Annotated in this window: 16 protein-coding genes; 15 read left to right on the forward strand and 1 reads right to left on the reverse strand. The window is 64.3% G+C overall.

Annotation, left to right across the window (positions count from 1 at the left end):
• Window positions 1-176: 176 nt before the first annotated feature.
• The 13 genes from pyrF to glmS all read left to right on the forward strand — a co-directional run bounded on the left by pyrF (window position 177) and on the right by glmS (window position 11,409).
• Window positions 177-896 (forward strand): orotidine-5'-phosphate decarboxylase, encoded by a 720-nt coding sequence (pyrF, locus tag OXU50_07125; GenBank protein MDD9869645.1) that lies wholly within the window; start codon window positions 177-179, stop codon window positions 894-896.
• 19 nt (window positions 897-915) lie between these two features.
• The gene (locus tag OXU50_07130; protein ID MDD9869646.1) at window positions 916-1,242 is read left to right on the forward strand and encodes an AtpZ/AtpI family protein; all 327 of its coding nucleotides are present in this window, start codon (window positions 916-918) and stop codon (window positions 1,240-1,242) included.
• A gap of 66 nt (window positions 1,243-1,308) precedes the next feature.
• On the forward strand, window positions 1,309-1,656 hold the full coding sequence (locus OXU50_07135) for an ATP synthase subunit I (GenBank protein MDD9869647.1): 348 nt from the start codon (window positions 1,309-1,311) through the stop codon (window positions 1,654-1,656).
• On the forward strand, window positions 1,653-2,489 hold the full coding sequence (gene atpB, locus OXU50_07140; GenBank protein MDD9869648.1) for a F0F1 ATP synthase subunit A: 837 nt from the start codon (window positions 1,653-1,655) through the stop codon (window positions 2,487-2,489). Before OXU50_07135 ends, atpB begins: the two co-directional genes overlap by 4 nt.
• Before the next feature lie 24 nt (window positions 2,490-2,513).
• Entirely contained in the window at window positions 2,514-2,801 is a 288-nt protein-coding gene (atpE, locus tag OXU50_07145; protein ID MDD9869649.1) for a F0F1 ATP synthase subunit C, read from the forward strand.
• On the forward strand, window positions 2,798-3,268 hold the full coding sequence (locus OXU50_07150; GenBank protein ID MDD9869650.1) for a F0F1 ATP synthase subunit B: 471 nt from the start codon (window positions 2,798-2,800) through the stop codon (window positions 3,266-3,268). Before atpE ends, OXU50_07150 begins: the two co-directional genes overlap by 4 nt.
• A gap of 2 nt (window positions 3,269-3,270) precedes the next feature.
• Complete coding sequence (locus OXU50_07155; GenBank protein MDD9869651.1) at window positions 3,271-3,807, forward strand: F0F1 ATP synthase subunit delta; 537 nt, start codon at window positions 3,271-3,273, stop codon at window positions 3,805-3,807.
• Between the two features lie 39 nt (window positions 3,808-3,846).
• Window positions 3,847-5,388, forward strand: a complete 1,542-nt coding sequence (gene atpA / locus OXU50_07160) for a F0F1 ATP synthase subunit alpha (GenBank protein ID MDD9869652.1) — start codon at window positions 3,847-3,849, stop codon at window positions 5,386-5,388.
• A gap of 34 nt (window positions 5,389-5,422) precedes the next feature.
• Window positions 5,423-6,289, forward strand: coding sequence for a F0F1 ATP synthase subunit gamma (atpG, locus tag OXU50_07165; GenBank protein MDD9869653.1), 867 nt, complete (start codon window positions 5,423-5,425; stop codon window positions 6,287-6,289).
• Between the two features lie 46 nt (window positions 6,290-6,335).
• Window positions 6,336-7,715 (forward strand): F0F1 ATP synthase subunit beta, encoded by a 1,380-nt coding sequence (atpD, locus tag OXU50_07170; protein ID MDD9869654.1) that lies wholly within the window; start codon window positions 6,336-6,338, stop codon window positions 7,713-7,715.
• A 7-nt stretch (window positions 7,716-7,722) separates the two neighbouring features.
• The gene (locus OXU50_07175) at window positions 7,723-8,139 is read left to right on the forward strand and encodes a F0F1 ATP synthase subunit epsilon (GenBank protein ID MDD9869655.1); all 417 of its coding nucleotides are present in this window, start codon (window positions 7,723-7,725) and stop codon (window positions 8,137-8,139) included.
• A gap of 52 nt (window positions 8,140-8,191) precedes the next feature.
• Entirely contained in the window at window positions 8,192-9,565 is a 1,374-nt protein-coding gene (gene glmU, locus OXU50_07180) for a bifunctional UDP-N-acetylglucosamine diphosphorylase/glucosamine-1-phosphate N-acetyltransferase GlmU (GenBank protein MDD9869656.1), read from the forward strand.
• Complete coding sequence (gene glmS, locus OXU50_07185; protein ID MDD9869657.1) at window positions 9,565-11,409, forward strand: glutamine--fructose-6-phosphate transaminase (isomerizing); 1,845 nt, start codon at window positions 9,565-9,567, stop codon at window positions 11,407-11,409. The genes glmU and glmS overlap by 1 nt, the downstream gene beginning before the upstream one ends.
• Window positions 11,410-11,449: 40 nt before the next feature.
• On the opposite strand, the gene OXU50_07190 is transcribed toward glmS, so the two are convergent.
• Window positions 11,450-11,815 carry a hypothetical protein gene (locus OXU50_07190; protein ID MDD9869658.1) on the reverse strand — a complete coding sequence of 122 codons (366 nt, stop codon included), beginning with the start codon at window positions 11,813-11,815 and terminating at the stop codon, window positions 11,450-11,452.
• Window positions 11,816-11,909: 94 nt separating this feature from the next.
• Here OXU50_07190 and OXU50_07195 point away from each other — a divergent pair, with 94 nt between their 5' ends.
• On the forward strand, window positions 11,910-12,263 hold the full coding sequence (locus tag OXU50_07195; GenBank protein MDD9869659.1) for a hypothetical protein: 354 nt from the start codon (window positions 11,910-11,912) through the stop codon (window positions 12,261-12,263).
• A 45-nt stretch (window positions 12,264-12,308) separates the two neighbouring features.
• Window positions 12,309-13,214, forward strand: coding sequence for a hypothetical protein (locus OXU50_07200; GenBank protein ID MDD9869660.1), 906 nt, complete (start codon window positions 12,309-12,311; stop codon window positions 13,212-13,214).
• The last annotated feature ends 110 nt before the right edge of the window (window positions 13,215-13,324 follow it).

The raw sequence follows: 13,324 nt of genomic DNA on the forward strand, positions 1-13,324 counted from the left end.
AACGAAAAGCCGACCTCAAACAAATTCTGATTCTTGCCATCAACGACGCCAACAAGGGCGGCCTGGAAATCTACGCGCAGGGGAGAAATGCGGATGGCAGTCCGAGAAATCCGAAATACATGCTGGATGTTGAAAAGGCCGATGAGTTTGAGGTTGGCGGGCGCATTTACTATTAAATGACTTCTACAAAAGCCACTGAAACCCCCATCCCCGCCGCAGAGCGCCTGATTTTTGCGCTGGATGTGCCCGGTGCCGCCGATGCGCGCGAGTTGGTCACCACCCTCGGCGATTCGGTGTCGTTCTACAAACTCGGTCTTGAATTGTTCATGAGCGACGGTTATTTCCCGCTGCTGCACGACCTGCTTGGCGCCGGCAAGAAGGTTTTTGTGGATCTGAAATTCTTCGATGTTCCGCGCACTGTCGGCGCCGCGGTGCGGCGGCTGGATGAGCACGGCGCCTGTTTTGTGTCGGTGCACGGCAACGACGGCATGTTGAAGGCGGCGGCGCGGGAGAAAGGGCGGCAGAAAATACTCGCCGTCACCGCGCTCACCAGTCTTGACCGCGGCGACCTGCGCGACCTCGGCTTCCGGTGCGAGGTCGGCGACCTGGTGCTGTCGCGCGCCCGGCGCGCGCTGGAGGCCGGCTGCGACGGCGTTGTGGCGTCGGGGCTTGAGGCGGAAGCGCTGCGGCAATCGTTAGGGCGGGAATTGCTCGTCGTCGTGCCGGGCATCCGCCCGCTGGACAACGATGATGACCAGAAGCGCACGGTCAATGTCGAGCAGGCGTTCCGCCACGGCGCCGACTACATCGTCGTCGGCAGGCCCATCCGCGAGGCCGCCGACCCGCGCGCCGCGGCACAGGACATCCAGCGCCGGATTGCGGCGTTGTTCGCCTGACGCCGCCGCCGGCAAACCCATGGCATCCAGCCCCGAAAAGCCCCCGCAACCCCCCGCGCCCCGACCCGGGCAACAGCGTCCTGCGCCTGCGCCCGGCGGCCCGCCGCGCCGCGCCGCGCCCGGCCACGCCACCACACCCGAACCCCCGCCCAACCCCCCATCCGCCCCGCCGCCCGGCATCGGCCTTATCGGCGTCGGCGCCATCCTCGCCTCCATGGTCTTGAGCGGCTTCCTGCTGGGCTATTGGACCGACGCCTGGCTTGATACAAGGCCGCTGTTCATGCTAATATTCGCCGGTCTCGGATTGATCGGCGGCATACTGAAAGTGCACAAATTGCTGACTTGAAGCCCGCCAACACCGTATCACAACACATTCGCAATAAATGCAGTGTATGGCATTGGAAAAAAGGTCGTGCAACGACAGGTTGCCGCCGCGCTGGCCGTATCGGCCGGCTTTTTTTTCATGCAGGGGCAGGCGCCCGCGTGGGCGGCATGGTCGGCGCTTTACGGCGGACTGGTCGCGGTATTGCTGTCGCTCATTCTTGCGGTGCAACTGAGGCGCCTCGACAAGCGGCTTGAAAAAAAGGAAATGGTAAGCACAGGATTGTTGATTCTCGGCGTCGCGCCGCGCATGTTGCTGGTGCTCGCCGCCTTTGCCGCCGGCATCATCGTGTGGCGCTTTGAGCCGCTGCCGATGCTTGCCGCCTTCACCGTCTGCTATCTGGCCTGGTGGCTGAGCCTGCGCGAGGCGCGCAAATGAACGGCGGCGGCGAAAAAATGGGCACCGTCGAGTACATCCAGCACCACCTGACCAACCTCTGCGCCGGCGCCGACTGCGAATCCGACGCCATCATCAAACTCAACGCATGGCATCTCGACACCATCTTCTTCAGCGTCCTGCTCGGCGCGCTGATGGTGCTGCTGGCGTGGCGCATCGGCCGCCGCGTGACGCCGGGCGAGCCGTCGGGGCTGGTCAATGTCGCCGAGGTGCTGGTCGAGTTCGTCAACAAGCAGGTCGCCGATGTGTTCCCCAAACCCAACCCGCTGATCGGGCCGATGGCGCTGACCATCTTCGTCTGGGTGCTGCTGATGAACGCGATGGACCTGGTGCCGGTGGACCTGCTGCCGGAGGCGGCCAAACTGATCGGCGTGCATTACCTGAAAGTGGTGCCCACCACCGACATCAGCGCCACCCTCGCGCTGGCGCTGACCGTGTTCGCGCTGACGATCTTCTACGGCCTCCGGGTCAAGGGCGTCGTCGGCTACATCAAGGGTTTTTTGTTTCACCCGTTCGGCAAGTTTCTGGTGCCGGTCAACATCGTGATGACCGCCATCGAGGAACTGGCCAAGCCGCTGAGCCTGGCGCTGCGCCTGTTCGGCAACCTGTTCGCGGGCGAACTGGTGTTTCTGCTGATTGCGCTGATTGGCGGGACGCTCGCGGTCGGCGTGGCCGCGCTGTTCTGGCTGCCGCTGCAGGTCAGTCTTGACCTCGCGTGGCTGATTTTCCACCTGCTCGTGGTGACGCTGCAGGCCTTCATCTTCATGGTGCTGACCGTGGTCTATCTCGGCATGGCGCACCAGGAGGAACATTGAGATTTTTTTACAAGGAGAAAGTTAATGACACCTGACATGATTGCAACCATTTACGCCTACACCGCTGTCGGCGTCGGCGTCATCCTCGCCGCCGCCGGCCTCGGTTCGGCCATCGGCTGGGGGCTGATTTGCGCGAAGACACTCGAGGGCATCGCGCGCCAGCCCGAACTGCGCCCGCAACTGATGACCAACATGTTCATCTTCGCCGGCCTGATGGAATCGTTTCCGTTCATCATCCTGGCGTTCGCGATGTGGTTCCTGTTCGCCAACCCGTTCGTCGGCGCGCTGGCCGCCGCGCTGGTCGCCGGATGAGCATCACCTCGACGCTTTTCGCCCAGGTCGCGGCGTTCCTGATACTCATCTGGCTCGTCAACCGCTTCCTGTGGGAGCCGCTGACGAAGGCGCTGGACGAGCGCCGCCAAAAGGTCGCCGAAGGGCTGGCCGCCGGCGAGCAGGGCCGCAAGGACCTGGAGGAATCGCAGGCGCGCATCCGCCTGATGGAGGAAGAGGCGCGCAACCAGGCCGCCAATGTCATCGCCCAGGCCGAGAAGCGCGCGACCGGCATCGTCGAAGAGGCGAAGGTCGCCGCGCGCGAGGAAGCCGAGCGCATCAAGCACGCGGCGCAGAGCGAGATTGAGCAGCAGGTGCTGCAAGCGCGCGAGGGTCTGCGGCGCGAGGTCGGCGGCATTGTCATCGCCGGCAGCGAGCGCGTCCTGGGCAGGGAAGTGGACGCCGGCGTGCACGCCGGCGCGCTGCGGGAACTGGAAAGCCGGCTGTAACGATGTCGGAATTGATTACCGCGGCAAGGCCCTACGCGCGCGCCGCGTTTGAATTCGCGCGCGAGCACGACGCCGTTGACAGATGGTCGCAGTCGCTCACGCTGCTGGCGGCGGCGGCGTCGGACGACGCCGTCAGGCGCCTGATACAGGACCCGCGCTGCCCGCCGTCGCGCATCGCCGGTTTGATGGTCGCCGTCGCCGGCGACGCCGCGGACGAGTACATCCGCAACTTTGTGCAACTGCTGGCCGCCAACCGACGCCTCGCGCTGGCCGCGCCGATTGCCGACCTGTTCACGGCCTACCGCGCCGCCGCCGAGGAGCGCATGCACGCCGAGATTGTCAGCGCGTTTGAACTCGACCCGGCGCAGCGCGAGGCCATCCGCGCGGCGCTGGCGCGCCGCATGGGCAAAGAGGTGGAAGTCGCCTGCCGGGTGGAGCCGGCGCTGCTCGCGGGCGCCGTCGTGCGCGCCGGCGATTTTGTGATGGACGGCTCGCTCAGGGGCAAACTCGACAAACTGGCCGCCGAACTGTCCCGTTAATCCGCAACAAGTCAAAGACAAAGACAAAGGAATGAAATCATGCAATTGAGTCCCACTGAAATCAGCGGTCTTATCAAGAAGAAGATCGAGAACTTCGAGGCGCCGCCCGAGGCCCGCACCGAGGGCACGATTGTCGGCCTGACCGACGGCATCGTGCGCATCCACGGATTGCGCGATGTGATGTACGGCGAGATGATCCAGTTCGAGGGCGACCTCTATGGCATGGCGCTGAACCTCGAGCGCGACTCGGTCGGCGCCGTCGTGCTGGGCGACTACGAGGGCCTGAAAGAGGGCGACGCCTGCCACTGCACCGGGCGCATTCTCGAGGTGCCCGTCGGCCCCGAACTCGAGGGCCGCGTCGTGGACGCGCTCGGCAACCCGCTCGACGGCAAGGGGCCGATCAACGCGCAGCAGACATCGCCGGTGGAGAAAGTCGCGCCCGGCGTGATTACGCGCCAGTCCGTCAGCCAGCCGGTGCAGACCGGCTTGAAGGCGATTGACTCGATGGTGCCGATAGGCCGCGGCCAGCGCGAGTTGATCATCGGCGACCGCCAGGTCGGCAAGACCGCGGTCGCGGTGGACACCATCATCAGCCAGAAGGGCGGCGATTTGATCTGCATTTATGTCGCGGTCGGGCAGAAGCAGTCGTCGGTCGCCGGCGTCGTCCGCAAACTGGAGGAATACGGCGCGATGGAACACACCATCGTCGTTGCGGCGAGCGCGTCGGACCCGGCGTCCATGCAGTTTCTGGCGCCGTTCTCCGGCTGCGCGATGGGTGAGTATTACCGCGACAGCGGGCGCGACGCGCTGATTATCTACGACGACCTGACCAAGCAGGCGTGGGCCTACCGCCAGATTTCGCTGCTGCTGCGCAGGCCGCCGGGGCGCGAGGCGTATCCCGGCGATGTCTTCTATCTGCACTCGCGCCTGCTCGAGCGCGCCGCGCGCGTCAACCCGCTGTATGTCGAGAAGTCCACCGGCGGCAAGGTCAAGGAGCGCACCGGCTCGCTGACGGCGCTGCCGATCATCGAGACGCAGGCCGGCGATGTGTCGGCGTTTGTGCCGACCAATGTGATTTCCATCACCGACGGCCAGATCTTCCTCGAGACCGATTTGTTCAACTCCGGTTTCCGCCCGGCGATGAACGCCGGGCTGTCGGTGTCGCGCGTCGGCGGCGCGGCGCAGACCAAGGTCATCAAGAAACTCGGCGGCGGCATCCGGCTGGCGCTGGCGCAATACCGCGAACTGGCGGCGTTCTCGCAATTCGCCTCCGACCTCGACGAGCAGACGCGCAAGCAACTGGAGCGCGGCGAGCGCATCATGGAATTGATGAAGCAGAAGCAGTATTCGCCGCTGAAGACCGCCGAGATGGCGGTGTCGCTGTTCGCCGCCGACCGCGGTTATCTCGACGACATCGAGACCGCCAAGGTCGGCGCGTTCGAGGAGGCGCTGCACGCGCACCTGCGCGCCGAACACGCCGCGCTGATGCAACAACTCGACGAAACCGCCGACTTCAACGACGACATCGAAAAGCAGATGAAGCAGGCGGTCGAGTCGTTCAAGGCCAACGGCGCCTGGTAACGGCGCCGGCGGGCTGAAAGACGGGGGCGCGGCGATGTCGGGCGAGAAGGAAATCCGGACGCAGATTGCCAGCATCGGCAACACCCAGAAGATCACCAAGGCGATGGAAATGGTCGCCGCCAGCAAGATGCGCCGCGCGCAGGACCGCATGGCGTCGAGCCGCCCCTACGCCGAGCGCATCCGCCAGGCCATCGGCCATGTCGCCGGCGCGCAGCACGAATACCGCCACCCGTACCTGGTGGCGCGCGACGAGGTCAAGGCCGTCGGTTTCATCGTCGTCTCCACCGACCGCGGCCTGTGCGGCGGCCTCAACATCAACCTGTTCAAGGCCGCCTTCGGCGCCATCAAGGAATGGCAGGACCAGGGCGCGAAGGTGCGGGTGACGGTCATCGGCAACAAGGCGCTCGGCTTTTTCAGGCGCTACGCCGAGATTGTGTCGCAGGCGACGCACTTGGGCGACACGCCGCACATCGAGCAGTTGATCGGCCCGATCAAGCCGATGCTCGACGCCTACACCGACGGCGAGACAGACCGCCTGTTTCTGGTCGAGAACCGCTTTGTCAACACGATGACGCAGAAGCCGCGCGTGTCGCAGTTGATTCCGGTGACGGGCGTCGAGGAAGACGCCGAAGCCGCCGGGCGCCTGTGGGACTACATCTACGAGCCGGAGGCGCGCGCGGTGCTGGACACGATGCTGAGGCGCTACATTGAATCGCAAATCTACCAGGCGGTGGTCGAGAATGTCGCGTGCGAGATGGCCGCGCGCATGGTGGCGATGAAAAGCGCGTCGGAAAACGCGGGCGAATTGATCGGCCAGTTGCAACTGGCCTACAACAAGGCGCGCCAGGCCGCGATTACGCAGGAAATATCGGAAATTGTCGGAGGCGCGGCGGCGGTTTGACGCCGGCGCCCGGCCCAATCTTTATTTTAAGGAGAAACAAAAAAACATGAGTTCCGGAAATGTCGTTGAAATCATTGGAGCCGTCGTGGATGTGGAATTCCCGCGGCAGAGCATACCGCAGGTCCACGACGCGCTGATTGTCGAGGGCGACAACCGGCTGACGCTCGAGGTGCAGCAGCAACTGGGCGACGGCGTCGTGCGCACGATTGCGCTCGGCTCGTCGGAAGGGCTGCGCCGCGGGCTGGCGGTGAGCAACACCGGCGCGCCGGTGTCGGTGCCGGTCGGCGAGGCGACGCTCGGGCGCATCATGGATGTGCTCGGCGAGCCGGTGGACGAGGCCGGGCCGATTGAGGCCGGCACGCGCCTGCCGATACACCGCAAGGCGCCGACCTACGCCGACCAGTCGCCGGCGGTCGAGATACTCGAGACCGGCATCAAGGTCATTGACCTGATCATGCCGATTTCCAAGGGCGGCAAGATTGGCCTGTTCGGCGGCGCCGGCGTCGGCAAGACCGTCACGCTGATGGAACTGATACGCAACATCGCCATCGAGCACAGCGGCTATTCGGTGTTCGCCGGCGTCGGCGAGCGCACCCGCGAGGGCAACGACTTCTACCACGAGATGAAGGAGTCCGAGGTGCTCGACAAGGTGGCGCTGGTGTACGGCCAGATGAACGAGCCGCCCGGCAGCCGCCTGCGCGTCGCGCTGACCGGCCTGACCATCGCCGAGAACTTCCGCGACGAGGGCCGCGATGTGCTGATGTTCATCGACAACATCTACCGTTACACGCTGGCCGGCACCGAGGTTTCGGCGCTGCTCGGGCGGATGCCGTCGGCGGTCGGCTACCAGCCGACGCTGGCCGAGGAGATGGGGGTCTTGCAGGAGCGCATCACCTCGACGCGCACCGGCTCGATCACATCGTTCCAGGCGGTTTATGTGCCGGCGGACGACCTCACCGACCCGTCGCCCGCGACCACCTTCGCGCACCTCGACGCGACGCTGGTGCTGTCGCGCCAGGTCGCCGAACTCGGCATCTACCCGGCGGTGGACCCGCTCGACTCGACCAGCCGCCAACTCGACCCGCTGATCATCGGCCAGGAGCATTACGATGTCGCGCGCGGCGTGCAGAACACGCTGCAACGCTACAAGGAACTCAAGGACATCATCGCGATTCTCGGCATGGACGAGTTGTCCGAGGAAGACAAGCAGGTGGTGTCGCGCGCGCGCAAGATTCAGCGCTTTCTGTCGCAGCCGTTCTTCGTCGCCGAGGTCTTCACCGGCACCGCCGGCAAGTATGTCTCGCTGAAAGACACGATACGCGGCTTCAAGGGCATCATCGAGGGCGAGTACGACCAGTACCCGGAGCAGGCCTTCTACATGGTCGGCTCAATCGAGGAAGTCGCGGCCAGGGCCGAGTCGCTGTAACGCCGCCATGAGCACGATCCGCACCCACATCGTCAGCGCCGAGGAGGAAATCTTCAGCGGCGATGTCAACGCCGTCTTCGCGTCGGCGGAGATGGGCGAGGTCGGCATCTTCCCGCAGCACGCGCCGTTCCTGTCGCGGCTGCGCCCGGGCGAGGTTCGCATCCGCGTTGACGGCGAACCGGACCGCCACTTCTTCGTCTCCGGCGGCATCATCGAGGTGCAGCCCGACAGCGTCATGGTGCTGTCCGACACCGCGATGCGCGGCGAGGACCTGGACGAGGCCAAGGCCCTCGAGGCGCGGCAGCGCGCCGAGGAATTGCTGCAAACCCAACTGTCCGACATTGAGGCGGCCAGGGCGCTGGCCGAACTCGCCGAAATCGCCGCCCAACTGCGGATGATCGAGCGCCTGCGTAAAACCAGGTAGCGAAGCCCGGGCACGGCGGCGGCGCCTGTGCCGGGACACTCGCGGTGACACGATGAAATTTTCAGCCGTTATTCTTGCCGCCGGGGAGGGCAGGCGCATGGGCGCGGGCGGGCCGAAGGTGTTGTGCGATCTTGGCGGCGCGCCGCTGCTCGGGCATGTCATCGGCATGATGAGGCGACTCGGGGCCGGCGAGGTGCACATCGTCGTCGGCCACGGCGGCGACCGCGTGCGCGAGGCGTTCGGCGGCGACGGCGGCCTCGTCTGGCACGAGCAGCGCGAGCAACTCGGCACGGCGCACGCGGTGTCGTGCGCGCTGCCGGCGCTCGGCGACGACGACACCGCGCTGATTACCTACGGTGACATGCCGCTGATACACGCCGGCACCTACCGCGGCGTGCTCGACGGCCTGGCGCACGCCGACCTCGTGCTGCTGACCGCCGATGTCGCCGCGCCGGCGGGCTACGGGCGCATTCTGCGCGACGCGCGCGGCGGCATCGCCGGCATTGTCGAGGAGGCCGACGCGACGCCGGAGCAGCGCGCGATTACCGAAGTCAATTTAGGCGTGATGGCGGCGAAGGCGCGGGTTTTGCGCGCGCTGATTGCGGAGGTCGGCAACGACAACAACCAGCGCGAGTATTACCTGACCGATTGCGCGGGCGCCGCCGTCGCCGGCAACCTGCGCCTCGCGTCGAGCGGCCTGCGCGATGCGTCGGAGGCGGCGGGCGTCAACGACCGCATCCAGCTCGAGCACGCCGAGCGCATTTTGCAGCGCCGCCGCGTGCACAGTTTGATGGCGCGGGGCGCGTGCGTGCGCGACGCCAGCCGCCTTGAGGTGCGCGCCGAGGTGGAAATCGGCCAGAATGTGCTGTTCGATGTCGGCGTCGTTCTCGAGGGCGGCGTGGAACTCGGCGACGATGTGAGCGTCGGCGCCTACAGCATGCTGCGCGATGTCAGCATCGGCGCCGGCACCGTCATCAAGCCGTATTCCATCGTTGAAGACGCGCAAATCGGCGCGCGCTGCCGGGTCGGGCCGTACGCCAGAATCCGCCCGCAGACGGTGCTCGCCGACGAGGTTCATGTCGGCAACTTCGTCGAGGTCAAGAAGAGCGTAATCGGCGCCGGCAGCAAGGCCAACCACCTGAGTTACATCGGCGACAGCGAAATCGGCGCCGCCGTCAATGTCGGCGCCGGCGTCATCACCTGCAATTACGACGGCGCCGACAAGCACCGCACCGTCATCGGCGACGATGTGTTCATCGGCTCGGACACGCAACTGGTGGCGCCGGTCGCGGTCGGCGACGGCGCCACCATCGGCGCCGGCTCGACCATCACGCGCGACGCCGACGCCGGCGCGCTGACGCTGTCGCGCAGCGAGCAGAAAACCGTCGCCGGCTGGCGGCGCCCGCGCAAGAAGGGGGCGGGCTGATGTGCGGCATTGTCGCCGCCATCGCCGCGCGCGATGTCAGCGGCGTTTTGATGGAGGGGCTGCGGCGGCTTGAATACCGCGGCTACGATTCCGCCGGTGTCGCGCTCGTCAACGGCGGCGTCCGGCGCGTCAGGAAACTCGGCAAGGTGGCGGAACTGCAAAACGCGCTTGATGCCGATCCCTGCACCGGCAACGCCGGCGTCGCCCACACCCGCTGGGCGACCCATGGCGCGCCCGACGAGGCCAACGCGCACCCGCACATCTCGGACCGCATCGTCATCGTCCACAACGGCATCATCGAGAACTACGAGGCGCTGAAAAAAACCCAGACCGGGCGCGGCTTTGATTTCACCTCGGAGACCGACACCGAAGTCATCGCGCACCAGATCATGTGGCATTTGTCGCGCGGCGGCGGCCTGTTGCAGGCGGTCAGCCGCGCGCTGAAAGACCTCAAGGGCACCTACGCGCTCGGCGTGATTGATGTCGAGCAGCCCGACCACATCGTGCTGGTGCGAAACGGCAGCCCGCTGGTCATCGGCGCCGGCGCCGACGGCGGCCACTACGCCGCCTCCGATGTGCACGCACTGTTGCAGGTGACCACCGACTTCATCGTGCTGGAGAACGGCGACATCGCGCGCATCGGGCGCGGCGGCGTCCGCATTTTCAACGGCGAACTTGAAGACGGCGAACTGCGCCCGGTCGAGCGCGCGCCGGTGGCGACGCCGCTGTCGCCGCACGCGATTGAACTCGGCGAATTCGACCACTTCATGCAGAAGGAAATACACGACCAGCCGTGCGCGGTGACCGACACGCTCGAGGGCCGCCTGCTCGACGACACCGTGCCGGACGGGATACTGGGGCCGGACGCCGCGCCGCTGCTGGACGCCGTCAGGGCGGTGCAGATTGTCGCCTGCGGCACCAGTTACCACGCCGGCCTGGTCGCGCGCCACTGGTTCGAGGAATTCGCCGGCGTGCCGTGCCGCGTCGAGATTGCCAGCGAGTTTCGCTACCGCCGCCAGGTGATACTGCCGGGCACGCTGTTTGTCGCCATCTCGCAGTCGGGCGAGACGGCGGACACGCTCGCCGCGCTGGCGCTGGCGAAGCAATGCGATTACCTGCCGTCGGTGGCCATCTGCAATGTGCCGGAGAGTTCGCTGGTGCGCGAGTCCGCCCGCGTGCTGATGACCCACGCCGGGCCGGAAATCGGCGTCGCCTCGACCAAGGCGTTCACGACGCAGTTGGTGACGCTGCTGCTGCTTGCGATGCTGCTCGGCAAGCGCGCCGGCATGGAGCCGGCGGTGCGCGCCGGCCTCGTCGCGCAGTTGCGCAACCTGCCGTCGCGCCTTGAACAGGCGCTTGCGCTGGAGCCGCGCATCAAGGAACTGGCGCAACAGTACGCCGACAAGCGGCATGTGCTGTTTCTGGGGCGCGGGCGGCATTACCCGGTGGCGATGGAGGGCGCGCTGAAGATGAAGGAGATTTCCTACATTCACGCCGAGGCCTACGCCGCCGGCGAACTCAAGCACGGCCCGCTGGCGCTGGTGGACCGCGGCATGCCGGTGGTTTCGGTGGCGCCGAACGACCACCTGCTGGCCAAGTTGAAGTCAAACCTGCAGGAAGTGCGCGCGCGCGGCGGCGTGCTCCATGTGTTCGCCGATTCGGGCGCGGGCTTCAAGTCCGAGGGCGATTCGGTCGTCGTGATTGAACTGAACGCGCCGGAAAACGCGGTGGCGCCGATTGTGTTCACGCTGCCGCTGCAAATACTGGCCTACCACACGGCGTTGCTGAAAGGCACCGACATTGACCAGCCGCGCAACCTGGCAAAGTCGGTTACGGTGGAATAGCAGTCAGTCCGCCGAAGTCAGCCCGCCGCCCGCCTGATCTTCACTGAACGGCTTTCCGCGACAACTTCCAGTGAATCAGGAAAAGCGCGACCATGATCAGCATCGTGATGGCCTGCTGGATAAGGCTTTGCTTCGCGTCCCGCGCCTCGCCGGCGATGGCGATGCGGTAGCCTTCCTCGCGCAGCCGCGTCAGCGTGTCGTCGTCCGGCACCGCTTTTTCGGGCGGCCAGTCCCTGACAAAATTGATGTTGCTCTGGTAGCGCTCGTATTGCCAGCCGCTCAGCGTCGTTTCGGGCAGGTTGACCTGCACCACATCATACACGCCGACGCCGAACGACACGCTGAAGACGATGACGGAAACAAAGCACACCGCCAGCGCATAAAGCCGCAAGATGTTTCTGGACAACATGAATACCCCCTTGTCTGAGTTCAGGAAACACTATTATAATGCAACCGTCGCCGTCCCGCGGCGTCATTCCGGGACGCGCCGGCAATCCGCCATGACAAAAACCGCCCTTTTCCTGATACAGGCCAAAGCGGGGCTGCCGCGCATCTACCGCTGCCTCAGGAACAAGCCCCATGCGCTGCTTTCCTACCGGAAAGAAACAGCGGATACCACCCTGTATGCACCGAACACAACCTGGGCATCGGGCAGAAACCGGCTGATTGAATATGTCAAGGCCAACCGGCTTCTCTATGACTGGTATGTCTTTCTTGACGAAGATGTCGTTTTTTATGAACCGGCTCGTTCGCCCGTTGCTTTGGTGTATTGTCCATTTTGGTTGCTCCGTTTGCTTCAGGTGGCATCCGGGTGTATTCTCCATGCTTGCGGCAAAGACGGAAGCCCGGGCTGATTCTCCGGCCGCACATGGCTTGTCAACTTTTCATTGCAGTTTTCAATGACAACAAACACGGTTTACACAGTGTCCATCGGTGACTGTTACACCAAAACGCTTTGGGCAAGAGACAGCCTCAAGGCGTGGGAATGTTACTGCGACCGCCACAACCTGAACCTTCATGTGCAGACAAAGCCTGTTTTCCCTTTCAGGGAGAAGAGTGAATCGCTTCTCTTTGAGAAACTCAACTGTATCAACCGGGATTTGGCCGGTAGTGTCCTGCTAACGGATTTGGACAACCTGCCTGTCCCGCAAGCGCCGAATATATTTGATTTGCACAGTGACAAGAATATCACCTGCCGCGTGAACCCATTCTGGCATTTCAAGCATCCTGTTTCGGCCCTCGTCCAGGACAGGTATGAAACGCTGGGTGCATTGCGATGGCCCCGGTTCAGGGATGTGAAAAAAGGAAGAGGACAATGGCCGGATTCGCGTCTCTATTTTATTGTCAATGGTCACATCATGTTGTTGCCGCCGAATATCCGGCAGGTATTCCAGGAGAACTATGCAAGGATTGTGCGGGAAACCCCCTTGTGGGATCTTTCCTTTGATGAAGGCGTTTGGGCTTATTGGATAGCCAGATTCAGCCGGGAGTACAACATCATGGTTGATGCTTTTGATGCGGGGCAATGGGCTGTTCCCGCCTGGTCGCCATACTTTGGCAAAGAGGAGGTTATGCCGCCTGGTTGTCACATGGTTCACTTATATGCCAAGAAATACCTGTCCCGCTATTACACGGAGTGGTATATCCTGAATTCCCGGAAGGAAACATGGTTCGGAGTGGTTTTGTGGCGGATTAGGGGAGTTCTTGGACTCAGAAAAGTGCATCTTCGTTTGTTTCTCTCCCGGATTTCTTTGTTCTGCAGCAGGGTTGCGGCCAGGGTTGTTCGCCATCTGACCCCCCCCTGACCGTCTTTAGCACAATCCAATGAACACAATCTACACGGTGGCCATCGGCAGCCGTCACACCAAAACCCTGTGGGCGAGGGACTGCCTGAAGGCGTGGGAGCGTTACTGCG

This window comes from Gammaproteobacteria bacterium (assembly GCA_028817225.1).
Lineage (GTDB): Bacteria > Pseudomonadota > Gammaproteobacteria > Poriferisulfidales > Oxydemutatoraceae > Oxydemutator.

Coding starts and splice junctions, on each gene's coding strand:
- pyrF (MDD9869645.1), top strand. CDS start 177: ATGACTTCTACAAAAGCCACTGAAACCCCCATCCCCGCCGCAGAGCGC.
- OXU50_07155 (MDD9869651.1), top strand. CDS start 3,271: ATGTCGGAATTGATTACCGCGGCAAGGCCCTACGCGCGCGCCGCGTTT.
- glmS (MDD9869657.1), top strand. CDS start 9,565: ATGTGCGGCATTGTCGCCGCCATCGCCGCGCGCGATGTCAGCGGCGTT.
- atpE (MDD9869649.1), top strand. CDS start 2,514: ATGACACCTGACATGATTGCAACCATTTACGCCTACACCGCTGTCGGC.
- glmU (MDD9869656.1), top strand. CDS start 8,192: ATGAAATTTTCAGCCGTTATTCTTGCCGCCGGGGAGGGCAGGCGCATG.
- OXU50_07130 (MDD9869646.1), top strand. CDS start 916: ATGGCATCCAGCCCCGAAAAGCCCCCGCAACCCCCCGCGCCCCGACCC.
- OXU50_07175 (MDD9869655.1), top strand. CDS start 7,723: ATGAGCACGATCCGCACCCACATCGTCAGCGCCGAGGAGGAAATCTTC.
- atpD (MDD9869654.1), top strand. CDS start 6,336: ATGAGTTCCGGAAATGTCGTTGAAATCATTGGAGCCGTCGTGGATGTG.
- OXU50_07150 (MDD9869650.1), top strand. CDS start 2,798: ATGAGCATCACCTCGACGCTTTTCGCCCAGGTCGCGGCGTTCCTGATA.
- atpG (MDD9869653.1), top strand. CDS start 5,423: ATGTCGGGCGAGAAGGAAATCCGGACGCAGATTGCCAGCATCGGCAAC.
- OXU50_07195 (MDD9869659.1), top strand. CDS start 11,910: ATGACAAAAACCGCCCTTTTCCTGATACAGGCCAAAGCGGGGCTGCCG.
- OXU50_07200 (MDD9869660.1), top strand. CDS start 12,309: ATGACAACAAACACGGTTTACACAGTGTCCATCGGTGACTGTTACACC.
- atpA (MDD9869652.1), top strand. CDS start 3,847: ATGCAATTGAGTCCCACTGAAATCAGCGGTCTTATCAAGAAGAAGATC.
- atpB (MDD9869648.1), top strand. CDS start 1,653: ATGAACGGCGGCGGCGAAAAAATGGGCACCGTCGAGTACATCCAGCAC.